The 23,390-nt window shown below is 71.5% G+C and carries 19 protein-coding genes; 5 read left to right on the top strand and 14 right to left on the bottom strand.

Annotated elements, in window-relative coordinates:
- Positions 1-25 precede the first annotated feature (25 nt).
- The 11 genes from ACZ61C_RS19280 to ddaH all read right to left on the bottom strand — a co-directional run bounded on the left by ACZ61C_RS19280 (position 26) and on the right by ddaH (position 15,232).
- Positions 26-1,969, bottom strand: coding sequence for a heparinase II/III family protein (locus tag ACZ61C_RS19280; protein ID WP_465308511.1), 1,944 nt, complete (start codon positions 1,967-1,969; stop codon positions 26-28).
- Positions 1,966-4,143, bottom strand: a complete 2,178-nt coding sequence (locus ACZ61C_RS19275) for a bi-domain-containing oxidoreductase (RefSeq protein ID WP_465308509.1) — start codon at positions 4,141-4,143, stop codon at positions 1,966-1,968. Before ACZ61C_RS19275 ends, ACZ61C_RS19280 begins: the two co-directional genes overlap by 4 nt.
- Complete coding sequence (gene asnB, locus ACZ61C_RS19270) at positions 4,140-6,050, bottom strand: asparagine synthase (glutamine-hydrolyzing) (RefSeq protein ID WP_465308507.1); 1,911 nt, start codon at positions 6,048-6,050, stop codon at positions 4,140-4,142. The genes ACZ61C_RS19275 and asnB overlap by 4 nt, the downstream gene beginning before the upstream one ends.
- A gap of 34 nt (positions 6,051-6,084) precedes the next feature.
- Complete coding sequence (locus ACZ61C_RS19265; protein WP_465308505.1) at positions 6,085-7,929, bottom strand: Wzz/FepE/Etk N-terminal domain-containing protein; 1,845 nt, start codon at positions 7,927-7,929, stop codon at positions 6,085-6,087.
- Positions 7,926-9,260 (bottom strand): YveK family protein, encoded by a 1,335-nt coding sequence (locus tag ACZ61C_RS19260; RefSeq protein ID WP_465308503.1) that lies wholly within the window; start codon positions 9,258-9,260, stop codon positions 7,926-7,928. The genes ACZ61C_RS19265 and ACZ61C_RS19260 overlap by 4 nt, the downstream gene beginning before the upstream one ends.
- 125 nt (positions 9,261-9,385) lie before the next feature.
- Positions 9,386-10,567 carry a glycosyltransferase family 4 protein gene (locus ACZ61C_RS19255; RefSeq protein ID WP_465308501.1) on the bottom strand — a complete coding sequence of 394 codons (1,182 nt, stop codon included), beginning with the start codon at positions 10,565-10,567 and terminating at the stop codon, positions 9,386-9,388.
- A complete protein-coding gene (locus tag ACZ61C_RS19250; protein ID WP_465308499.1) occupies positions 10,557-11,873 on the bottom strand; it encodes a nucleotide sugar dehydrogenase in 1,317 nt (438 codons plus the stop codon). Before ACZ61C_RS19250 ends, ACZ61C_RS19255 begins: the two co-directional genes overlap by 11 nt.
- A 183-nt stretch (positions 11,874-12,056) precedes the next feature.
- Positions 12,057-12,320: a helix-hairpin-helix domain-containing protein gene (locus ACZ61C_RS19245; RefSeq protein WP_465308497.1), complete on the bottom strand. Its 264-nt coding sequence runs from the start codon at positions 12,318-12,320 to the stop codon at positions 12,057-12,059.
- A 63-nt stretch (positions 12,321-12,383) separates the two neighbouring features.
- Complete coding sequence (locus ACZ61C_RS19240) at positions 12,384-13,097, bottom strand: glycoside hydrolase family 75 protein (RefSeq protein ID WP_465308495.1); 714 nt, start codon at positions 13,095-13,097, stop codon at positions 12,384-12,386.
- Positions 13,098-13,670: 573 nt separating this feature from the next.
- On the bottom strand, positions 13,671-14,324 hold the full coding sequence (locus ACZ61C_RS19235; protein WP_465308493.1) for a polysaccharide deacetylase family protein: 654 nt from the start codon (positions 14,322-14,324) through the stop codon (positions 13,671-13,673).
- An 80-nt stretch (positions 14,325-14,404) separates the two neighbouring features.
- Positions 14,405-15,232: a dimethylargininase gene (gene ddaH / locus ACZ61C_RS19230; RefSeq protein ID WP_465308491.1), complete on the bottom strand. Its 828-nt coding sequence runs from the start codon at positions 15,230-15,232 to the stop codon at positions 14,405-14,407.
- 83 nt (positions 15,233-15,315) lie between these two features.
- On the opposite strand from ddaH, the gene ACZ61C_RS19225 reads away from it, so the two are divergent.
- Positions 15,316-15,762 (top strand): Lrp/AsnC family transcriptional regulator, encoded by a 447-nt coding sequence (locus ACZ61C_RS19225; RefSeq protein ID WP_155548792.1) that lies wholly within the window; start codon positions 15,316-15,318, stop codon positions 15,760-15,762.
- 340 nt (positions 15,763-16,102) lie between these two features.
- Here ACZ61C_RS19225 and ACZ61C_RS19220 read toward each other — a convergent pair whose 3' ends face one another.
- Entirely contained in the window at positions 16,103-16,486 is a 384-nt protein-coding gene (locus ACZ61C_RS19220) for a hypothetical protein (protein WP_465308489.1), read from the bottom strand.
- 23 nt (positions 16,487-16,509) lie between these two features.
- Between ACZ61C_RS19220 and ACZ61C_RS19215 the strand changes: the two genes are divergently transcribed.
- The 4 genes from ACZ61C_RS19215 (at position 16,510) to ACZ61C_RS19200 (ending at position 20,938) form a co-directional block, all read left to right on the top strand.
- The gene (locus ACZ61C_RS19215) at positions 16,510-17,265 is read left to right on the top strand and encodes an enoyl-CoA hydratase (protein WP_465308487.1); all 756 of its coding nucleotides are present in this window, start codon (positions 16,510-16,512) and stop codon (positions 17,263-17,265) included.
- 261 nt (positions 17,266-17,526) lie between these two features.
- Positions 17,527-19,449, top strand: a complete 1,923-nt coding sequence (locus ACZ61C_RS19210) for a 2-oxoacid:acceptor oxidoreductase subunit alpha (RefSeq protein ID WP_465308485.1) — start codon at positions 17,527-17,529, stop codon at positions 19,447-19,449.
- Positions 19,446-20,510 carry a 2-oxoacid:ferredoxin oxidoreductase subunit beta gene (locus tag ACZ61C_RS19205; RefSeq protein ID WP_465308483.1) on the top strand — a complete coding sequence of 355 codons (1,065 nt, stop codon included), beginning with the start codon at positions 19,446-19,448 and terminating at the stop codon, positions 20,508-20,510. Before ACZ61C_RS19210 ends, ACZ61C_RS19205 begins: the two co-directional genes overlap by 4 nt.
- 98 nt (positions 20,511-20,608) lie before the next feature.
- Positions 20,609-20,938: a VOC family protein gene (locus tag ACZ61C_RS19200; RefSeq protein WP_465308481.1), complete on the top strand. Its 330-nt coding sequence runs from the start codon at positions 20,609-20,611 to the stop codon at positions 20,936-20,938.
- Between the two features lie 42 nt (positions 20,939-20,980).
- Here ACZ61C_RS19200 and ACZ61C_RS19195 read toward each other — a convergent pair whose 3' ends face one another.
- Positions 20,981-22,249: a sunset domain-containing protein gene (locus ACZ61C_RS19195; RefSeq protein WP_465308479.1), complete on the bottom strand. Its 1,269-nt coding sequence runs from the start codon at positions 22,247-22,249 to the stop codon at positions 20,981-20,983.
- A 16-nt stretch (positions 22,250-22,265) separates the two neighbouring features.
- Positions 22,266-23,318, bottom strand: a complete 1,053-nt coding sequence (locus ACZ61C_RS19190) for a polyprenyl synthetase family protein (RefSeq protein ID WP_465309405.1) — start codon at positions 23,316-23,318, stop codon at positions 22,266-22,268.
- Between the last annotated feature and the right edge of the window lie 72 nt (positions 23,319-23,390).

Genomic DNA, 23,390 nt, shown 5'->3' with positions numbered 1-23,390 from the left:
ACGTGAAAGGTACGTCGCGCGGCCGTCATGAGTCGAAACCGAGGAGCGTGGTCAGGCTCTCGCCGGACACCACGGTGCCCGCGCCGACGAGCGTGGTGGCGGGTTCGCGCCGGCCGAAGCCGGGTGAGTACCAGCCGAGCGGGGGTTCGGTCTCGCCGCGGTGCGCAGTCCACCGGGCCGACGCGGGCAGGGTGACCGACGCCGTGCGCCGCTCGCCCTCGTGCTCCCAGGACAGCCGGGCCCGGCTGCCGTCGAGCACGACCCGGACGTCCGGTCCGAAGTGGAACGCGAGGCGGAAGTCCGTGCCGTCGCCGCCGAGCACCTCGTCGACGATCTTCAGCGCGTCACGGTCGAGCTCCACCGTGCGGCGGTGGGCCGCCGGGGCGTACCCGTCGTGGGCGGCCGACCAGCCGGCCGGCCCCTCCGCCGGAGTCCGGACCGCCAGCACCTTCGTGACGGCGTGCCGCGTCCACAGGAACGGCCCGCCGGACACCGACTGGTCACGTCCGCCCAGCTCGAGCGTGTTGTGCCCGAGCGTGGACCGGAAGTACGACCGCCACTGCGGCTCACCGTGGTAGCAGAAGGTGCCCGGGTCGGCGAGGATGTCGACGCCGTCGTGGCGGACCTCGACCGAAAGCGCGTCGGCGTGGGCGTGCGCGGCGATCGAGAGGAAGCCGTGCGGGCCGCCGTCGCAGCGGGCCCAGACCTTGCCGGACCGCAGGATCGTCATGCCCGCGTCCCGCAGCTGGGCCGGCCGCCGGTCGGGCCGGACGCCGGTGGCTCGCGGGCTCCGCAGCGCCAGCGACGCCAGCAGCGGCGTGCGGACGTCGTCCCCCGGGACCGCCGGCCACCAGTCGCGGCGGCCGAAGAGCGCCTCGCCGGTCGCCAGCAGCGACGCCCAGCGGTCGGTCTCCTCGCCGTCGACGACCAGGCCGAAGCCGTCGTCGGCGTCACCCTGGCGCGGCGGCCGGAACCGGTTGTCCACAATGGACGCCAGCGCGTCGGTCATCCGGAGCAGGACGGCCCAGGTGCTCTCCGGCGCCGGGGTGCCCGCGACGTCGGCCTCGACCGCCGCCGCGAGCCCGAGCTCCAGCACCAGGCCGTGGTACTCGGACGCGAGCTCGGCGTTGAGCCCGGACGGGAAGGTGTTGCGGCCCAGCTGGACGTCGAGGGACCGCATGGCGTCGGTCCGCCAGCGCGGCGACTCCGGGAACCAGCCGAACGCGCACGCCGCGGCCAGCAGCCCGGCGTCCTCGGCGATCACGTGGTTGTTCGCCGACGAGCCGTGGCTGCGCAGGGTCGCGAGCCAGTTCTGGTGGTGCCACAGCTGGAGCTGGAAGTCCGGGTTCTCGTCGAACAGGCCGACGACGCCCGCCCAGCCGTCGAGCAGGCGCCGCGTCCAGACCCACGACAGCAGCCGGATGCCCAGCTCGATGCCGCTCACCCAGTGCGGCCCCCGCAGCGGCGGGTTCGCCGCCCACCAGGACCGCAGGTGCTCGGCGGCGCGCTCGGCGTACGCCTCGGACCCGGTCAGCGCGTACGCCGCGGCCAGCACGGTGAGGTGCTGGTGGCGCGACGGCTCCCAGATCTGCTTGATGTCCCCGACCGTGTCCTCCGACCGGTACGGGACGTCGAAGGCGTACCGGTCGCCGGGTGCGCGGCGGCCGGTCTTCGGGTCGAGGAACCAGTCCGGCGCGACCATGTCCTCGCGGACGACGCCGAAGTACTCGGCGCGCCCGGCCATCAGCTCGTCGGCGGTGACCAGCAGCCGCTTGACGGCCTCACCGGACACCCGGCCGAGCACGCCCGCCGGCAGCGCGGCGGTGAACCGCGGGTGCGACGGCCAGTCGGGCGGTTCCGGCAGCGAAGACCGCCACTGCCGCTGGACGACGGCGTGCCGCGCGCGGCCGACGACCTCCGCCGGCCCCATCCGGGACAGCCGGCGCAGGTACCAGCCGGGACCCATCATGCCGGGGCACCAGCCTTCCGCGGCAGGTCGAGCCGGACCGGCGCCGCGTTCGCGACGCTCGTCTGCGCGGCGAGCGTGGCCAGGGTCGTCGCGGCCAGCGAAGCGACCGAGATCGGCATCGGGCCCCCGGTCCGGACGGCCTCGAGGAAGGCGTCGACCTCGGCGGCCTGGCCCTTGTCGCGGCCCTTCGGGATCCGCGAGCTGGCCCACTTCTTGCGCGAGTAGACCGACGCGCGGACGAAGTCGTCGAACTTCAGGACCTTGCCGTCGGCCGTCAGGTCGAGCGTCTCCTTCGGGAAGCCGGACGAACCCGTCTCCGCGTAGGTGATGACCGCCGTCGAGCCGTCCGGGTAGGTGAGCGTCACCTGGACGTCGCCGGTCGCGTAGACCGACACCGGGTCGGCGTCGAGCAGCCAGCTCACGGTGTCGATGAAGTGCCCGCCCTCACCGGCGAACCGGGAGCCTTCGGTGGCGGTCTGGTTGTACCAGCTGCCGTGGTCGAGCCGGCCGGCGTTGACCAGGTACCGGACGGTCGCCGGGCCGACGCGCGGGCCGAACTGGCCGCGGGCCTCGTGCAGCAGCGGCGCGAACCGGCGGTTGAAGCCCACCTGCAGGCGGTCGTTGCCGGACTCCTCGATCGCGTCGAGGACCTTCTGCAGCTCATCGGGTGACAGGGCGAGCGGCTTCTCGACGAACACCGTCTTGCCCGCGAGCAGCGCCTGCCGGGTCAGCTCGGCGTGCGAGCTGTGCCGCGTCACGACGAACACGGCGTCGATCGAGTCGTCGCCGAGCACGTTGTCGATGTCGGTGGACGCCTCGGCGAAGCCGAACTTGCGCCGGGCGTTGGCGCCGGAGAGCGCCGACGTCGTCGCGACGTGCTTGAGCTGGGCGTCGGCCCGCTCGGCGAGGTGCGGCAGCAGCATCGACGACGCGTAGTTGCCGGCCCCGATGAACCCGAGGCGGACCGGCTGCCCGGCCGGCAGCGGCGCGGCCTTGTGCTCGACCAGCCCGACCCGCGCGGACGTCACGACCGGCTCGGTCTTCGCCACTGCGTCCGGGTAGCGGAACAGCACGGCGACGGCCTTGAGCTGACCGTCGTTGAGCGCCTGGTAGGTCTCGGCGGCGTCGGAGAAGTCCGAGATGTGCGTGATCAGCGGCTCGACGTCGAGGCGGTCGCGGGCGACGAGGTCGAGCACGCACTCGAGGTTGCGGCGCTCGGTCCAGCGGACCTGGCCGATCGGGTAGTCGCGGCCTTCGAGCTCGTAGGACGGGTCGTAGCGGCCCGGGCCGTACGAGCGCGAGAACCGGACGTCCAGCTCCTTCTCGTAGTAGGCGTTCCACGGCAGGTCGAGCTTGCACTTGCCGATGTCGATGACCCGGCCGCGGTCACGCGAGAGCTTCGCGGCCAGTTCGACCGGCTCGTTCGTGTTGCCGCCGGCGGCGAGGTAGGTCTGGTCGACGCCCGCGCCGTGCGTCAGCTCGGCGACGGCGGTGTCCACGATGCCGGACGCCGGGTGCGCGCAGGTCAGCGCGCCGAGGCTCTCGGCGAGCTTGCAGCGGTCCGGGTCCGGGTCGACGCCGACGACGCGCACGCCGGAGGACGCCAGCAGCTGCACGACGAGCTGGCCGATCAGGCCGAGCCCGATGACCAGGGCGACGTCGCCGATCTGGGGTTCGCCGCGGCGGACCCCCTGCATCGCGATCGAGCCGACGGTCCCGAACGCCGCGTGCCGCGGGTCGACACCGTCGGGGACGCGGGAGTAGAGGTTCTTCGGCACCCAGTTCAGCTCGGCGTGCAGCGCGTGCTCGTTGCCCGCGCAGGCCACCAGGTCGCCGACCGCGACGTCGGTGATGCCGTCGCCGACCTGCTCGACCACGCCGCAGAGCGAGTAGCCGAGCGGGGTGTAGGAGTCCAGTTTGGACGTCACCTTGCGGTAGGTCGCGGAGAGGCCGTTGGTGGCGACGCTCTGCATGACCTTCGCGACCTGGTCCGGGCGGGCCTTCGCCTTGCCCACCAGGGACATGCTCGCCTCGGACACCTTCATCATCTCGGTGCCGGTCGAGATCAGCGAGTACACCGTGCGCACCAGCACGCCGCCGGCCTTGCAGGCGGGCTCGGGGACCTCGAGGAGCGCCAGTTCCCCGCTCTTGTAGTTCTGGACTACCTGCTTCACTTCGCTCCCGCTCCAGACATCGCGTTCCGGTACCAGTACTCAAGGGTCAAGACGTGCCAGAGGTGCTTGCCGCGGTCCTGCTGCCCGGCGGCGTCTTCGTCGACCATGCGCTGCAGGGCCTCGCGTTGCAGGAAGCCCGAGGAAACGAGCACCCCTTCGTTGACGACTTCGCGCACGAGCGGCGCCAGGTCGCGGCTCATCCAGGCCCGCAGCGGCGCGCTGAACAGGCCCTTGGGCCGGTGCACGATCTCGCTCGGCAGGATGTTCAGCGCGGCCTTCTTCAGCGCCATCTTCCCGGCGCGGCCGACGATCTTCCGGTTCCCGGGGATCCGGAACGCGGCGCGCACGACCTCGACGTCGACGAACGGCGTCCGCACCTCGGTGGACGCGGCCATCGTCGACCGGTCGGTGTAGGTGAGGTTCAGGCCGGGCAGGAACATCCGCGAGTCGGCCAGGCACATCCGGTTGACGAAGTCGTCGAGCGCCTGGTCGTGGTAGGTGTCCTCGTGCTCGGTGAGGACCTCCCCGACCTGGGGCGCGAAGTCCGGGTTCACCAGCGCGAGCAGCTCCGCCTGGTCGTACATGGTGTAGCTGCGCCGGAACGCCGTTTCCTCGGGCAGGCCCGCGAAGGACAGGAACCGCTTGGCGAAGCGCACCGAGCGGTAGCCGCGCTTGGCCGACGCCACCGGTAGTCTGTCCACAAGGGACTCGACTGGCCTGCGGACCGCGCCCGGCACCTTGTGGTAGCGCAACGCGATGAGGTTCGCGAGGTGCTTGCGGTAGCCGGCGAACAGCTCGTCGGCGCCCATCCCGGACAGCATCACCTTGACCCCGGCGTCGCGCGCGGCCGAGCAGATCAGGAACGAGTTGATCGCCGCCGGGTCGCCGATGGGCTCGTCGAGGTGGTAGGTCATCTTCGGCAGCAGGTCGAGCACCTGCGGCGCGATCTCGATCTCGTGCAGGTCGACGCCGAACTGCCGGGCCACGATCCGGGCGTACTTCAAGTCGTCCGGCATCGCCTCGAACTTGGCGTCCTCGGCGCGGAACCCGATGGTGTAGGCGGAGATCCCCGGCTGCGACCGCGCGGCCAGCGCCGTCAGGTAGCTGGAGTCGAGGCCACCGGAAAGGAACGTCGCGACCGGGACGTCGGAGAGCAGGTGCTTGGCGGTCGACTCGGAGATCACCTCGTGCAGGTCGACGTCGCCCTCGTAGGCCGCGCCCTCCTCGGCGACCTCGCGCAGCGACCAGAACCGGCCGCGGTCGACCTGGCCGTCCGGGCGGCAGCGCAGCCACGTGCCCGGCTGCAGCTTCTCCGCGCCCTGGTAGGCGCACCGGCTGTCCGGCACCCAGTAGTAGAGCAGCGACGCGATCAGCGCGGCGTTGTCCACCTGCAGCGACCCGCCCAGCTCACCGGCCAGCGCCTTCAGTTCGGAGGCGAAGGCGACCCCGCCGGCCCGCTGCACGAAGAACAGCGGCTTGATGCCCAGCTGGTCGCGGACCAGGAACAGCTCGCCGGTGCCTTCTTCGAACAGCGCGAAGGCGAACATCCCGCGCAGCTTCGGCAGGCAGTCGGTGCCCCAGCGCCGCCACGCCTGCAGCAGCACCTCGGTGTCGGACGTGCCGCGGAAGCGCACGCCGGCGCTCTCCAGCTCGGCCCGCAGCTCCGGCGCGTTGTACAGCTCGCCGTTGTAGCTCAGCGCGAGGCCGTCGAGGGCCATCGGCTGCGCCCCGGTCTCGGACAGGTCGATGATCGAGAGCCGCCGGTGTCCCAAGTGGACCTCACCGGCGCCGGCGCGGTGGTCGTACCGGCCGGAGCCGTCCGGCCCGCGGTGGGCCAGGGTCTTCGTCAGCCGGTCGGTCAGCGGTCCGCCGTCCGGCCAGAGGTAGGTGCCTGCGATGCCGCACATCTCGAGTGCGTCCCCTTCGGTTGCGGCGCGGTGGTCAGGAGACCTCCGCGCTCTTTTCGGGGGTCTGGGTGGCGAAGCCCCCGGTCCGGGGCGAAGCCCCGCTTGATACAGCGCTCTTTTCGGGCTCGAGCTCGGCGCCCAGTTCGCCTTGGTGCGTGGGCTCGCCGTGGTCGCGCTTGAACGGCGTCGGCCGCTTCGGCTTGACCGGGGCGAACTTCTTCGTCGGCGCGTCCAGGTGGTCCGGGACGCTCACGGTGCCGGGTTCCGGCAGCGGCGCGGCCGGCGGCTTGGGCTTGGGCTTGGCGACCGCCGGTGGCGGCGCCGGCACCGGCCGGACCGGCGCGATCCGGCGGGTCGGAAGCTCCGCGACGGCGACGCGCTCCGCGATGCGGGCGGCCAGTTCGTCGATGCGGTCTTCGTGCTCGACGACCGGGACGCGCTGCACTGTGGACGCCACCTTCGCGCGGCCACGCAACGCCGTGTGCAGGCCGTCCCAGAGCGTGCCGTCGGACTTGTCGCGCGGGTCCGGGTCGACCAGCACGACCCCGACGATCGGGATCTGCTGCTCGGCGAGCTGGCGCGCGACGGTGTGCAGCCACAGCGTGTTCGCGTGCCCGGCCTTGACGACCAGCACGGTCTCCGGGCCGAGGTGCGCCAGGTCGGTCCACGCGGTGCCCGGGGACACCGTGCCGACGCCGATGCGGCGCTCCTCCGGCTCGGCGTCGGGGTCACCGGCGCCCAGCACGACGACTTCGCTGTGGGTCTCGGCCGCCAGCTTGCGGACGTTCTCGCCGGGCAGGTCGTCGACGACGCTCGCCTTACCCTCGGCCGCGAGCTCCGTCGCGATGTCCAGCGCCAGCTCGGCCGCGACCTTGGGCGCGCCCAGCTCCAGCACCGACACCCCGGGCTGGTCCGCCTTGATCGCGCGGACCAGCGTCGTCGCGACGCGCTTGCGTTCGGAGACCGCCCGGGACCGCCGCCAGAACCGGGCCGGACCCGGCAGCCGGCTCTGCAGCTGGGCGATGACCGACGCGCCGAGCCCGGCGGAGATCTCGCCGCGCAGCACGGGCTTGTCCCGCGAGATCGCGGCGACCGCGGCGAAGGCGAGCCCGAGCGCCAGGCCGAGCCCGAGCCCGATGCCGCCGTTCAGGGCGCCGGCCTTCAGCCGGCCGCTCGGCAGCGGCCGGGCCGCGTCGACGACCTGCGTGCCCGCGGCCACGTTCGGGTTCCCGACCCCGGCTTGCTGGGCGCGGGAGGAGAAGTCCGAGATCTGCGACTGCAGCGCGGCGCGGCGGCTGTAGAGCGCGTCGAGGGTGCTGTCGTTCTTCTTGTTCCCCTTGCCCTCTTCCTCGACGACCTGCTGGTTGACCGCGGCCAGGTCGTCCTGGGCGGTCTTCTGCTGGTCGAGCAGGGCCTTGGCCTGCGCGTCGGCCACGGACTTGTCCTGCTTCACGTAGTCGGCGATGAAGGTGTCCGCCAGCGCCTTCGCCTTGGCGACGGCGTCCTCGCTCGTCTTCGCCTTGACCGTGATCTGCATGATGTTGTTGCTCAGGCCGAGAGCCGCGTAGTCCTTGGTGAAGTCTTCAGGCTTTTCGGTGCCGCCGATGGCCTTCAGCGCTTGGCCCGCCATCTGGGTCGTCTGCAGCACCGTGATGTCGGTCCGGATCAGGGACCCGCTGTCGGTCGGCGAGTCCTGCGCGTGCGTGACCATCACCGTCACCACCGCGGTGGGCGGCGGCGGCAGCAGGACCGTGACCAGCACGCCGCCGATCAGGCCGAGCAGCGCGGTGGCCAGCCAGAGGCGCTTGCGGCGGCGGACCGCGACGACCAGCCGCTGCAGGTCGATCAGCGGCGCCGCCGGGGCGTTCGGGTTCGTCACGATCGACCTGCCAGTGCTTCGCCGGGAGCTTCGGACTCCGTTGAGGGGGCGCGACCGGAAGGCCGCACCGGGCACGTCACGACCACCCCGGCGATTTCCCGCCCGGCCTCGGCGCACGCGGCGGCGAGGTCGACGAGCTCCCAGTCGATGCGGGTGCCGGGACTGGCCACGACGATGGTGGTGTCGTCGCCGTCCGGGACCAGTGGCCGCGCCGGCGACACCGGGCACACCCGCGCCGGGATGCTCAGGCGGTCCGCGACCTCGGCGAGCCGCTCGGCGGCCGTCTGCGCGCCCGGGTCGTCTTCCGGCACGAGCACGAGGACACCGCGGGCGTCGGCGTGCACCTGGGCGAGCACCCGGCGGAACCGGATCTCACGCTGGGTGTCGCCGTCCGGGACCGCGATCGGGGGCAGCAGCCACGGCTGGTCGGCCCCGAGCAGCCGCCGGACCCGGCCGGCCAGGCCCTCGGCCCGCGGGCCGTCGGCGCCTTGCAGCTCGACGTCGACCACCGCGAGCGCGGCGGTGCCGAGCGCCGCGGCGATCTCGTCCTGGTGGCGCAGCCGGCGGTCCCGCCGGTAGGCCACGAGGTGACCGAAGACACCGACGATCACGAAGAGCAGCGCGCCACCGACGGAGACCTGCACCGGCGTCGGCGAGGCCTGGCCGGTCGGGGCGGGCGCGTTGCCCATCTCCACCGCGTTGTTGCTGCTGGCGGTGGCGTCGGCCTCGCCGAGCACCTTGATCGCCTGGTCGAGCGACGACCGCAGGCCTTCGAGCTGGGTGCGGGCGTTCACGCTCTCCACCGTGACGCCGTCCTTCGCGCTCTTGGCCAGTTCGTCGATCTGCTGCGAGGCGTCCTGCACCTTCTGGCGCAGGGCCGCGCGCTGTTCACCGGCGAGCTGCACGGCCGCGTCCCCGGAGTTGCTCGCCACCTGACCGGCGTACTTCACGTACTGCTGGGCGACCTCGTCGGCGAGCAGCTGGGCGTGCTCCCCGGTGTCGGCCGCCGCGGTGATCGTGATGACGTTGCCGTTCGCCGCCGACGTGCTGACCTGCTTCTTCAGGTCGCTGCCGCTCGGGTGCCACGGCAGCTGCGCGGCCGCCCGGTCGAGCACCACCGAGCTCACCGCGACCTCGGCCTGGGTGAGCAGCTCGTCCGCCTGGCGCGGCCCTTGGAGGAGCACGCTCGACGTGGTCTGGTAGCCGGGCGAGAGCACCATGGACGCGCCGTAGCCGGCGAGACCGCCCAGCACGGCGAGGACGGCGAGCAGCCGCCAGCGCCGTCGGAGAACCTGCCCGATGAGGGCCAGGCGTACCGTGTCGTCAGTCAACGGCGGGTTCTCCATTCCTGGGACGGCTACGCCGAACGGGTCTCACGTGATCGGCCGGTTACCCCAACCGTCGTCGGGCCGGGAGCATTGGTTACACGTCCGGTGGCTTCTTGACCGAACGGCGATCAGGACTTCACAGCGTGCTCATATGCGGCGAGCAAGTTCTTCGCCGAGTTGTCCCACGAGAGCGCGCCGGCCACTCTGGCCTGGCCGAGCTTGCCCATCCGGGCCCGCTCCTCCGGGTCGTCGAGCAGCTGCGCGACGAGCTTCGCGAACGCCGACTCGTCGTTGGCCGGGGCGTAGACGGCGGCGTCCCCGGCCGACACCCGCGCCTCCCGCAGCTCGAACGAGACGATCGGCTTGCTCATCGCCATGTACTCCATGACCTTGTTCATCGTGGAGACGTCGTTGAGCGGGTTCAGCGGGTCCGGCGACAGGCAGACGTCGGCGGTGGAGAGGTAGCGGACCAGGTCCTCGTCGGAGATCCGGCCGGTGAACTCGACCTGGTTGGCCAGCCCGAGCTTCGCCGAGAGGGCGACCATGTCGTCGAAGGCGTCCCCGGAGCCGACGAACACCGCGTGCCAGTCGGTGCGGCCGACCTCGTCCCGCAGCTTCGCGAGCGCGCGCAGGGCGTAGTCGACGCCGTCCTGCGGGCCCATCACGCCGAGGTAGGCCAGCAGGTGCGGCTTGCCCTTCTTCAGCTCGGGCTCGACGGGCACCTCGTGGAACCGCTCGACGACCGGCGCGCTGCGCACCACGAAGACGTCCTCGGGCTTCTTGCCGCCGCGGATCCGGGCGACCTGCTTGTAGCTCTCGTTCGTCGAGATCACGACGTCGGCGGCGCGGTAGGTGGCGCGTTCCAGCGCGCAGACCCCGCGGTAGAGCAGGTCCTGCCCGCGGTCGAACCGCGAGAGGTACAGCTCGGGGCACAGGTCGTGCTGGTCGAAGACGAACCGCGCGCCCTGCCGCTTCAGGTACTTCGCGACCAGGTAGAGCAGGTCCGGCGGGTTGCAGGCGTGCACGACGTCGACCGGCCCGACCTTCCGGGCCAGCCGCAGCGTGTGCCAGAGCGCGCTGCCGTACTCCTGCAGGTACCCGGCCGGGCCGCCGGTCGCGGCCTTCAGCGGGTACCGGTGGATGTGGACGCCGTCGATGACGGCCTCGGCCTCGGTGTCGCGCTTGGTGCCCTGCGGGCAGATGACGTGGACTTCCCAGCCGGCGTCGCGCAGGGTCGTGGACTCCTGCCAGACGCGGCGGTCGAAGGGGACGGACAGGTTTTCGACGAGGATGAGCGCTTTACCAGGCAAGGCCGGCGTATCCCTCTTCAAGGCGACGCGTCTCGGCGTCGGGCAGGCGGACGAGGTCGATCAGCACCCGGTCACCGCCGTGCGGCAGGGCCGCCAGCACGGCCGGGTCCTTGCAGCCGACGATGACGACGTCGGCGTGGTCCATGACTTCTTCGACGGACCCGGCGAGCAGCTGCCCGAGGTGCGGCAGCCGGCCTTCGATGTACTCGCGGTTGGCGCCCATCAGCCGCGAGAGGCTGACGTTGGCGTCGTAGATCTTCAGGTCGTAGCCCTTGCCGAGCAGCTTCTCGGCCAGCTCGACCAGCGGCGACTCGCGCAGGTCGTCGGTGCCCGGCTTGAAGGACAGGCCGAACAGCCCGACCTTGCGCTTGCCGGTGCGCGCGACCAGGTCGAACGCCCGCTGCAGGTGCTCTTCGTTCGAGCTGAGCACGTGCGACAGGATCGGCACCTTCACGTCGGCGCGGTGCGCGGCGTAGACCAGCCCGCGCAGGTCCTTCGGCAGGCACGAGCCGCCGAACGCGAAGCCGGGCTTGAGGTAGGCCGGGCTGATGTTGAGCTTGGTGTCGGCGAGGAAGACGTCGATCACCTGGTGCGAGTCGAGGCCGAGCGCGCGGCAGATCGAGCCGAGCTCGTTCGCGAACCCGATCTTCAGGCCGTGGAAGGAGTTGTCGGCGTACTTCGTCATCTCCGCGACCGGGATCGGCACGCGGAAGACGGGCCCGGGCAGGCCTTCGTACAGCGCCGCGACGGCGTCCCCGCTCGCGGTGTCGATCTCGCCGATCACCGTCTTCGGCGGGTCGAAGAAGTCCTTGACGCTGGTGCCCTCGCGCAGGAACTCGGGGTTCACCGCGACGCCGAAGTCGACCCCGGCGGTGCGGCCCGAGGACTTCTCCAGGATGGGGATCAGCAGGTCGAGGCAGGTGCCCGGCAGCATCGTGCTGCGGAAGACGACGGTGTGCCGCTCGCTCTTGTTCGCGATCGCCTCGCCGATCTCCTCGGCGACGCGCTCGAGGTAGACCGTCGAGAGGCTGCCGTTCGGCGCCGACGGCGTGCCGACGCAGACCAGCGAGATCTCGCTGTCGGCGACGGCTTCCGCGACGTCGGTCGTGGCTCTCAGCGCGCCGCTCGCGACGACTTCGGCGGTCAGCTCGCCGATCCGCTCCTCGACCACCGGGGCCTTGCCCTGGGTGATGAGGTCGATCTTCACCGGGTTGACGTCCACGCCGACCACCCGGTGCCCTTGCCCCGCCAGGCACGCGGCGGAGACACAACCGACGTAACCGAGCCCGAAGACACTGATCTTCACGCCAAACCTCCGCATTTTCCGCGCGACCCTCAAGTTGGTCGGCGGGGCCCCCTGGATCGTTACCGGGGGCGCGGCGAACGGGGTAAAGCGTGAGGAGGCCGTTAGGCGTAACGGTTTTCGCGTAAAAATCGGGTCTCGAACTGCAACTTGCCGTGGGCGGGCAACACGCTCGGCGCGATTTCGTCAGCGGCTTTCGTAAAGCCGTTTCCGTTCGGGGGTGTAGGTCCACCACGGCCGCGGCGGCGCGCCGTCCGCCTGGTCGACCGCCGACATGAAGGTGTCGAGCACGCAGGGGTCGTGCCGGACGCCGTCGGTCTCGCAGAGGCGATCGTACAGCTCGACGGCATCGCGCCCGGCGAGCTGGGCGGGCTCGGTGATACCGAGCCGGGCGAGGTCGCGGACCATCACGGGGCCGATGTTCGCCAGTTTCAGCAGTTCTTGGCTCATGCCCCCAGGACAGCAGCCGGGGCCGATCCGCGTCTTGAACGGATCGGCCCCGGAATGCGCGTGTCAGTTGTTGTTGACGAACGTGGTGGCGAGGCCTTCACCCTTGCTGATCGCGGCGGAGTGGTTCTCGATCGGCGAGACGGTGGAGTTCTTGAAGCAGATGTAGGTCACACCGGAGTCGGTGCCGCCGTTGGACGGGTCGGGGTTGATGCCGAGGTCCTTCGCGGTCGCGTAGGAGGCTTCCCCGATGATCTGCGTCGGGCCGGTGTCCCCGATGACGGCGTACTCGACCTTGCCGTTGTAGATCACGGCGCAGGAGCCGCCGCCCTTCAGCTGCGAGGAGGAGTACTTCCAGATGCTGCTCGAGCTCGGCACGACGATGTAGGGCAGCTTCGCGGCGTTGAGCGGCTTGCCGTCCGACTGGTGGAAGGCGGTGTCGTCCTGGTAGCAGCAGTCGGTGTCCTCGTTGCACTGCGTCGAGCGCTGGCCGTCGCAGTCGATGTCCATGTCGGCTTTCCAGAAGACGGCGCCATTGGCATCACAGACGGCGACGGTCTTGGCCGAGACGTCCTCGTCGGTCTTGTACTTGCCGTTGGAGATCTGCTTGCAGCTGTTCGTCTTGGCGAGCAGCTGGGCCGCGGTGGGGGCAGCGGCGACGGTCTGGGTCTGGACCGGCTGGGCCTGGACCGGGGCCGGCGCTTGGGCCGCTGAGGCGAGCGCCGAGGGCATCACGGCCGCGGCCAGCGCCATGGTCGCGAGCAGGATCAGTTTCCGCATTCCTGGTTGCTCCCTTTAGTTAGGAAACTTTCCTTACGGCGGCGAGGCACCCAGGATGCACCCGGGGAGGGGGTGGTTCAAGACCTTGCGGTGCGGGAATTTCCCATCATGCGGCCGGCCTTGACGAAAAGGCTGCTCAGTGGGTGCGGCAGCGCGAAATTGGTCTGGACCGTGTTCCGGCCACCGGGAAATGACTGGTGATCACCGGAACGGTCAAAACGGTCTTAGCGGATTCGCGGGGGCGGTGTGGGCGGCGGACGGTCGCGGCATCGGCGACGGTCGCGGTTCCCGGCGACTCGACTGCGAACCACCTTGGCCGCCGCGCAGCATCCGCCGAACCACCCGCGGCCACCACGGCTGCCGCGCGCACCCGGCCGCGGGCCGCCGCGGGTATCCGCCGAACCACCCACTGTCACCCTGGCCGCCGCGCAACATCCGCCAAACCACCTGCGGCCACCGCGGCCACCGCTGCTGCCGCGCGCACCCGGCCGCGGGCCGCCGCGGGTATCCGCCGAACCACCAGCGTTCGCCGCGCCACCACTGCTCAACCGCGGGCCGCTGCTCCACCCCCGGCTAGCGGCCACCCCGCCGAAACAACCGCTCCACCCAGCTCCCGCGCCGCCGTCCCCCGGCGAGCACCCCATCCAGCCACTCGCCGTCCAGGTCGTGCCGCACTTCGGTCCGCCCCTGAAGCCACCCGTCGCGATGCGCCTCGCCGCCGTCGCTCGTGTACACCCGCGTGGCCCCCGCCTGCTTGAGCCGCGCCAGGACCCGCCGGTCGTACGCCCCGAACGGCAGCGAAAACCGCTCCACCGGCCGGCCGCACAGCTCACCCAGCAGTTTCGGCGCGTCCGTCAGCTCGCGGCGGGCGTGGCGGTCGTCGAGGCGGCGCCAGTCCCTCGGCTCCCAGCCGTGCGAGCCGATCTCCATGCCGGCCCGGACCAGCTCGCGCAGGCCGTCGCGGTCGAGGTAGCCGCGCTGGCCGAGACGGCCCGCCAGGGGGAAGAACTCCGCCGTCAGGCCGCGGTCGACGAGCCGGGGCAGCACGATCTCGACGTCGGACTCGTTGCCGTCGTCGAAGGTCAGGTGGACGTCTTCGCCCTCGACCGCGTCCAGTACGCGCTCGAACTGCTCGACCGTCACCCAGCGCTCGTCCTCACCGGGGTCGAGCGGGCGAGCCGGACGGCCGATCCCGTGCACGGCGAGGTTCACCGTCACCTCTCCCACCGCCTGCCACCGCGAGTAGTCGCTTTGTTACCTCGATTAATCGCGGTGGCAAACGGGTGAGTTACAGATTCTCCGGAAATTCAGCCCTTCCGGATTTCCAGCGTGCAGCACTTCGGGCCGCCGCCGGCTTTCCGCAGCTCGGAGATGTCGACGTAGACCGGCTCGTACCCGCGGTCGGCGAGGAGCTCGCCCAGCCGCGTGGCCTCGACGGGCAGCACGACGTTGCGGCCGTCGGAAACGCCGTTCAACCCGAAGCACTCGGCGTCGGCGGCGGTCGCTTGCACGGCGTCCGGGAACAGCCGCTCGAGCACGCGGCGTGATCCGGCCGAGAACGCCTCCGGGTAGTAGACGATCTGCGCGCGGGTGGTGTCCGTGGCCTCGGCGAGCACGAACAGCGCCGTGTCGAGGTGGTAGTAGCGCGGGTCGGTCAGGTTCAGCGAGACGACCGGGACCCCGAGGACCTCCTGCGCCTCGGCGTGCGCGGCCGGGTCGGTGCGGAAGCCGGTGCCGGCCAGCAGCACCGAGCCGGTCCAGGCGAAGTCGCCCTCGGCCTCGTTGATCTTCTCCGGCATGGTGATGTCGCGGTAGCCGTGCTCGACGAACCAGCGGCGGAAGTGCTCGGCCTCGGCGGCCCGCTGCGGCGCGCGGAACCGCGAGCCGAGGACGCGGCCGTCGACGACCGTGCCGGAGTTCGCGGCGAAGACCATGTCGGGCAGGCCGGGCTGGGGCTCGATCTCCTCGACGGTGTGGCCGAGGCGGCGGTAGGTGTCGCGCAGCTCGGTCCACTGCGCGACGGCGACGTCTGCGCTGACCGGCTGGGTCGGGTCCATCCAGGGGTTGATCACGTAGTCCACCGCGAAGTGCCGCGGGGAACACATCAAGTATCGACGGGTGGTCGGTACACGCATCGCCTGCATGATTGCAGGGTAAGGGGCGCCTAAACTCGCAATCAATCGCTGTTCGCTGCGCGTATCTGTGCTAAATGTTGCGTGTGAACACCATCGACCAGCGAATCGTTTCGTGTCTCGTGGCGAACGCCCGATCGAGCTACGCGGAGATCGGCAAGGTCGTCGGCCTGTCCGCGCCGGCGGTGAAACGGCGGGTCGACCGGCTCCTCGAAACGGGCATCCTCCGCGGGTTCACGGCGGTGGTCGACCCGGAGGCGCTCGGCTGGGGCACGGAGGCGTTCGTCGAGGTCACGTGCCAGGGCAACATCACGCCGGCCCGCATCCGCGCGCGCCTGGAGCCGCTGCCGGAGGTGGTGGCGGCGTACACGGTGTCCGGCGCGGCGGACGCGATCGTCCACCTCCGCGCGGCGGACATCCACCACCTGGAGACGGCGCTGGAGCGGCTGCGCGGGCTGGAGATCGTGGACCGCACGGTGTCGACGGTGGTGCTCTCCCGGCTGCTCGAGCGCCCGCCGACGCCGGAGAGCTGATGCCTCCGGCCCCCGTCTTCCAGCTTATCGGCGGGGGCCGACAGCCCGGGTCGGCCTCGCGGAGCTGTCCACAGGTGCGGGGCGCCTGTGGACAGGTCGGCGGCTCGAGCCGTCGAGACCGCGGAACCGTCGGGCCCCGCTCCTACGCTGGAGACCGGGGGGCGGAGGCCCACCCTCACCCCGCCGGCGCCCGCAGCACCAGCGCCTCGTCCGGATGCAGCCGCAGCTCAATCGCGCCCGCGTGCAACGCCACCGCCTGCCGACCGCCCGCACCATCAGCCGGCCCGGACCGAACACCACCGCCACCGCACCGCCGGGGAGACGCCGGAGAGCTGACGCCTCACCCCGCCAGCCCCCGCAACACCAACGGCGCCTCGTCCGGATGCACCCGCAGCTCGGTCGCGCCCGCACGGAACGTCACCGCCTGCCGGTCAACCGCCTGCATGGTCAGCTCACCCGGCTCGAACACCACCGGCTCCCCACCCGGCACCCGCCACTCCGCCGGCCCGCCACCGACCGCCACCCAGCCCCGCCGTGTACGCCCCTCCGTCAGCCCCGGGTCCCGCAGCACGCACGGGAACTCCACCCGCGAGCCGCTCGCGAACGCCTTCCGCCGAGCGCGACGGCGGCGGCCACCGAACAGCTCCGAAGTGTCGACCACCGTCAGCGCGTTGCCCGCCAGCACGATGATTCCCTTGACCAGGACGCCGAGAAGTTCCCCCATGCCTCCACCCCTACCCTGGACCGATGACCGACCGCATCGTCAGTGAGCACGAATCCGGCATCGCCCTGCTCACCATCGACGCGCCCGGCAGCCGCAACGCGCTCACCCTCGACCTGTCCGCGCAGCTCGCGGCCGCCGTCGAAGCCGCGGAGCGCGACAACGAAGTCCACGCCGTCGTCGTCACCGGCACGCCGCCCGCCTTCTGCGCCGGCGCCGACCTGTCCGCGCTGGGTGAAGCCGACGAACGCGGCCTGCGCGCCATCTACGAAGGCTTCCTCGCCGTCGCCCGGTGTGCGCTGCCGACGATCGCCGCGGTCGGCGGGGCGGCCGTCGGCGCGGGGCTGAACCTCGCCCTCGCCGCCGACGTGCGGCTGGCCGGGCCGCGCGCGAAGTTCGTCGCCCGGTTCCTCGAGCTCGGCCTGCACCCCGGCGGCGGGATGACCTGGATGACGCAGCGGCTCGCCGGGCCGCAGCAGGCCGCCGCGATGGCGTTGTTCGGCCAGTCGCTCGACGCCGAGGAGGCGGTCCGCGCCGGGCTGGCGCTGCGCGTCGTCGACGGCGACCTGGTCGCCGCGGCGCGGGAGCTCGCGGCGCCCGCCGTCGCCGCTCCGCGAGAGGCTCTCCTGGCCACCAAGCGCAGCCTCCGGAAGACCGCTTCCCTGGCCGCGCACGCCGACGCCGTGGACGTCGAAATCGAGCCGCAGCTGGCGTCGCTGGCCTCGCCCGAGTTCGCCGAACGGCTCGAAGCCATGCGGGCGCGGATCCGGTCCCGAGCCTGAATCCCAGCGGGTGGACACTCTCCCGAGACACGTGTCACAGCGTGCCTCACACTTTGCCCGTTACCATCGGTTACAGGTAATTGCCGGACCAGCGCAGAGGAACCGGCAAGCGCACAGATGAGGTCGCCGGCCAGCCGGGAGTCTAGGAACATCGAGGTCGTGCGCGAGCTAACCTCGTGGTAGGGCCTGGTGATCGGCCTGTCACGACACCGGGCGGGCGAACGAAGGCCGCAACGTCGGGAGAGAGGGAATCCCTGAGCCATGAGCACGAGTGCGAACGGCAACGGCGCTGGTGACGGCTCGCTCGCCGCTACCAGGCCCACCGAGGTCAGCAAGCTGGACCGGGTCGTCATCCGGTTCGCGGGCGACTCCGGTGACGGCATGCAGCTGACCGGTGACCGCTTCACGTCCGAAGCCGCCGCGTTCGGCAACGACCTGTCGACCATGCCGAACTTCCCCGCCGAGATCCGTGCGCCCCAGGGCACCATCCCCGGCGTCTCGAGCTTCCAGGTGCACTTCGCCGACTACGACATCCTCACCCCCGGCGACCGCCCGGACGTCCTCGTCGCGATGAACCCCGCCGCGCTCAAGGCGAACCTGGCCGACGTCCCGCACGGCGGCACGATCATCCTGAACACCGACGACTTCATCAAGCGCAACCTCACCAAGGTCGGGTACGCCACCGACCCGCTCGACGACGACACGCTCAGCCCGTTCCAGGTGCACCGGGTCGCCATGTCGACGCTGACCCAGGGCGCGCTGGCCGAGACCGGCCTCGGCAAGAAGGACGCCGAGCGCTGCAAGAACATGTTCGCGCTCGGCCTGCTGTCCTGGATGTACCACCGGCCCACCGAGGGCACCGAGCGGTTCCTGCGCGAGAAGTTCGCGAAGAAGCCGGACATCGCCGAGGCGAACATCCTGGCCTTCCGCGCGGGGTGGAACTACGGCGAGACCACCGAGTCGTTCGCGACGACGTTCGAGGTCGCGCCGGCCAAGCTCGCCCAGGGCACCTACCGGCAGATCACCGGCAACACCGCGCTCGCCTACGGGCTGGTGGCCGCCGGGCAGCGCTCCGGCCTGCAGATCCTGCTCGGCACGTACCCGATCACGCCGGCGTCGGACATCCTCCACGAGCTGTCCAAGCACAAGAACTTCGGCATCATCACCTTCCAGGCCGAGGACGAGATCGCCGGCATCGGCGCCGCGCTCGGCGCGTCCTACGGCGGCGCGCTCGGCGTCACCTCGACCTCCGGGCCGGGTGTCGCGCTGAAGTCCGAAGCCGTCGGCCTCGGCGTGATGGTGGAGCTGCCGCTGGTCGTCGTCGACGTCCAGCGCGGCGGCCCGTCCACCGGCCTGCCGACCAAGACCGAGCAGGCCGACCTGCTGCAGGCGATGTTCGGCCGCAACGGCGAGTCGCCGGTGCCGATCGTCGCGCCGCTCTCCCCGGCCGACTGCTTCGACGCGGCCATCGAGGCCACCCGGATCGCGCTGAAGTACCGCACCCCCGTGCTGCTGCTCTCGGACGGCGCGATCGCCAACGGCTCCGAGCCGTGGCTGATCCCGGACGTCGAAACGCTGCCGGACCTGCGCGTCGAGTTCGCCTCGGAACCGAACGCGGACAACGACTCCGGCGAGTTCTGGCCGTACGTGCGCGACCCCGAGACCCTCGCCCGCGCGTGGGCGATCCCGGGCACACCCGGGCTGCAGCACCGCATCGGCGGGCTGGAGAAGGCCGACAAGACCGGCCACATCTCCTACGACCCGGACAACCACGAGAAGATGGTCCGCCTGCGGCAGGCCAAGATCGACGGCATCGACGTCCCGGACCTCGTCGTCGACGACCCGAGCGGCGGCAAGGCCCGGGTGCTGGCGCTGGGCTGGGGTTCGTCGTTCGGCCCGATCGGCGCGGCCTGCCGGCGCGTGCGCAAGCTCGGCATGCCGATCGCGCAGGCCCACCTGCGGCACCTCAACCCGCTGCCGGGCAACCTCGGCGACATCCTGCGCAGCTACGACAAGGTCGTGGTGCCGGAGATGAACCTGGGCCAGCTTTCGCTGCTGCTGCGGGCGAAGTACCTCGTGGACGTCCACTCGCACACCAAGGTCGCCGGGATGGCGTTCAAGGCCGAAGAGCTGCAGAACGTGTTCTCGGAGATCATCACCGGCGTTATGGAGGCGGCGAAGTGACTGCGACCGACTTGGGGCTGCCCGCACTGGGCGGTCTGGATCTCGTGCCCACCACCGAAGAGCCGCAGAAGGCCAAGGACTACAAGTCCGACCAGGAAGTCCGCTGGTGCCCCGGCTGCGGCGACTACGTCGTGCTGAACGCGGTCCAGTCGTTCCTGCCGACGCTCGGCCTCAAGCGCGAGAACATCGTGTTCATCTCGGGCATCGGGTGCTCCTCGCGCTTCCCGTACTACCTGAACACCTACGGCATGCACTCGATCCACGGCCGCGCGCCGTCGATCGCGACCGGCCTGGCGACCACGCGCCCGGACCTGTCGGTGTGGGTCGTCACCGGTGACGGCGACGCGCTGTCCATCGGCGGCAACCACCTGATCCACGCGTTGCGGCGCAACGTGAACATCAAGATCCTGCTGTTCAACAACCGGATCTACGGGCTGACCAAGGGCCAGTACTCCCCGACGTCGGGGCAGGGCATGGTCACCAAGTCGACCCCGATGGGTTCGGTGGACACGCCGTTCAACCCGCTGTCGCTGGCGATCGGCGCCGAGGCGTCGTTCGTGGGCCGCGCGATGGACTCCGACCGCAAGGGCCTCACCGAGGTCCTGCAGGCCGCGGCGCAGCACCGCGGGTCGGCGCTGGTGGAGATCTACCAGAACTGCCCGATCTTCAACGACGGCGCGTTCGACGTCCTCAAGGACGCCGACGAGGCCGCCGCCCGGCTGATCCCGCTGCAGGCCGGCGAGCCGATCCGCTTCGGCCCCAACCAGGAGTTCGGCGTCAAGCGCGGCGACTGGGGCGGCCTGGACGTCGCGAAGGTCGCCGACATCGGCGAGGACAACGTCGTGGTGCACGACCCGTCGATCGCGGACACGTCGTACGCGTTCGCGCTGTCGCGCCTGGGTGACCAGAGCCTGAACCACGTCCCGACGGGCATCCTCCGCCAGGTCGAGCGCCCGACCTACGACGACGGCGCCCGCGCCCAGGTCGAGCAGGCGCGCGCGGCCCGCACGCCCGACCTGCAGGGCCTGCTGCGCGGCAAGGACACCTGGACGGTCGCGTAGTCCCACGCTGCCCCGAAGGCCGCCACGCCGAACGCGTGGCGGCCTTCGGCGTTTCCGGGGGTTGCCAGGCTTAGGACACTTGTCCTAAGTTTTGGGTCATGCGACCTTTCGTGTTCTTCGACGTCCGGACCGCCGATGTGGCCGGCACCAAGCGGTTCTTCGGCGAGCTGCTCGGCTGGCAGACGTCCGGGGCCCTGCTGACCGACGACGGCGTGCCGTGGGGCGGCCTGACCGAACTGGCGCCGGACGACGGCCGCGCGCCGCAGTGGCTGCCCTACGCGCCGGTGTCCGATGTGGACGCCGCAGCGGCGAAAGCCGTGGAGCTGGGCGGAAAGGTCGTGCGCGAGCGCACCGATCTGCCGGTCGGCTCGCTCGTGGTGGTCACCGATCCCGGCGGCGCGGCCATGGTCCTCTTCCAAGCGGCCTGAAACGACGAAGGGCCGCCCGAAGGCGGCCCTGGGTCGGAAAACTCAGGTGATCGGCCGGAACCCGACCCGTTCGGCGTCCTCGGCGGTGCGGAACCACACCTCGGCCACCATCTTCGGGAACTGCGCCGACTCGTCGGTGCAGTAGCGCAACGCCGTGACGCTCGCCTTCACCACGAAGCCATCGCTCGGCGCTCCGCCGCCGGGGCGCGGCATTGCCGAGCCCGGGCCGAACGGGCCGGGCGGCACCGCGTCGCCCGCCGTCTGCCGGGCCGGCGGCGGCTCGGGGGCCGAGACCGCCGCCTGGTTCGGCTGCACGGACGGCTCGAACAGCGAGCCGCTGTGCGCGCCGGCCAGGTCGGGCTCGCGCCGCTCGACCGTGCGCATCGACGGCTGGATCGGTTGCGGCGCGTCGAACCCGCCCCGCACCGCGCCCCGCGGCTGCCGCTTCGGCAGCACCTGCGTCGCCTCGGCCGGGGTCTCCGGCGGCACGTCGAGCTCGCCCCCGGTGGCTGCGTCATCTCCGGCGAAGGCGTACTGCGGCGTCTCTTCCTCGTCGTCGTCCTCTTCCGGCTCGGCGTGCCGCGCCGAACCGGGGTGCTCACCGATGTACCGCGTGCGCTCCACCGGCTCCTCGAACGCCGACCGCTCGGCCGGCGGCTCGTGGTCGAACCAGTCCGGATCGGGCGCGTGCGACTCCCCCGACGGGGGCTGGAAGAGCGAGCCCGCCGTGCTGTCCGGTTCGAGCTGCTGCTCCAGCCGCGAAAGCGCGGGCGTCTCGGGCTCGGGCTCCTCGTCGGGGACCAGGTACTCCGTCACCGCGGACGGGTACGGGTCGGCGTCCGGCTCGACCGCTTCGCCGACCGGGGACAGGAACTGCGTCGCCGCCGAGCGGTACGGGTCGTCCGCTTCGGGCTCCGGCTCGGGTTCCGGCCGGTAGGCCTCTTCGGGCTCCGGCAGCGTCCCCGGCGGCACCCGCGAGTCCAGCTCGGCGAAGTCCTCGTCGATGTCGTCGTGGACGTCGCCGCGGCTCATCGGCGGCGCGGCGACCAGCGTGCCCGGGTAGGAGGTCTCCTGACGGGAGGGCTCCGGCTCCGGCCGCGGCTCAGGCCGTGCGAAGACCTCGGTGCCCGGCGCGGCCAGCCCAGCGGCGTTCGCGGGGGTGCGCGCGGCGTCGGCGTGCGCCTGCGCCAGCGAGCTCTCCAGTTTGCGGACGCTCTTGCGGAGCGGCAGCACCAGCACCAGCCAGGTGAGGAGGACTCCGACGAAGAACGCGGCGAGGCTCCACAGCCAAACCTGTCCGAATATGGACATCTATCCCTGCCCCTGTTTAGTGCGTGCGCGCGACCAGGTAGTCGGCGACCGACTCACACGCGTCCCGGGCGGGTGACGCGGGCAACGCGGCGAGCTCGGCTCGCGCGCGACGAGCGTAGTCGGAAAGGGTGACGCGTGCTCGTTCGAGTCCACTGCTCGCCCGGAGCAGCTCCAGCGCCTCCTGGACGACGGCGTCGTCGGCGATCGGCCCCGAGAGCAGCTCGACCAGCCGGGGGTCGGTGCCCGGGTCGGCGAGCGCGTAGAGCATCGGCAGCGTCCGGACGCCTTCGCGCAGGTCGGTACCCTGCGCCTTGCCGAGCTCGTCGGACGGCGACGCGATGTCGATGATGTCGTCGGAGATCTGGAAGGCGGCGCCGATGATGTCGCCGAAGCGCCGCAGCGCCCCGATGTGCTCCTCGGCCGCGCCGGACATCATGCCGCCGAACCGGCCGGAGGTGGCGATCAGCGAACCGGTCTTCTGGCCGATCACGGTGAGGTAGTGCGCGACGGCGTCGTCACCCGGGCCGGGGCCGACGGTCTCGCGCATCTGGCCGGTGACCAGCTCGCCGAACGTCTCGGCGATGATCCGCGCGGCGTCCGTGCCGAGGTCGGCGACCAGGCGTGAGGCGTGCGCGAAGAGGAAGTCGCCGGTGAGAATGGCGATGGTGTTGTCCCAGCGGGAGTTGACGCTCTCGGCGCCGCGCCGCATGTCCGCCTCGTCCATGACGTCGTCGTGGTAGAGCGTGGCGAGGTGCACCAGCTCGACCGCGGCGGCGGCGATCACCACGTGGTCGTCCTGCTTCGGGCCGAACTGCGCGGCGAGCAGGGTGAACAGCGGACGGAAGCGTTTGCCCCCGGCTTCGACCAGGTGCAACGCGGCGTCGTTGACGGCCTGGACGTCACTGCGGACGACGTCGCGAAGCAGCTTCTCGACCTCGGCCAGCCCGCCGGCGATCGCGCGCAGCAGGGCTTCGTCGTCGATCTGCAGGCCGACGGACGCGCGCAGGTCCTCGAGGGCGCCACCCGGCGCAGCGGGGAGGGATCCCGCCCCGGGGGCTGGGGAAGGCACAGACACGTCGGCTCCGCTCTACTCGTGCACCGGTCGGGTTGTCCCTTGAGCGTAGTGGTTACCCCGCGCTGT

Source organism: Amycolatopsis sp. NPDC104587 (assembly GCF_055583645.1).
This window is presented reverse-complemented; position numbering and strand designations above follow the sequence as displayed.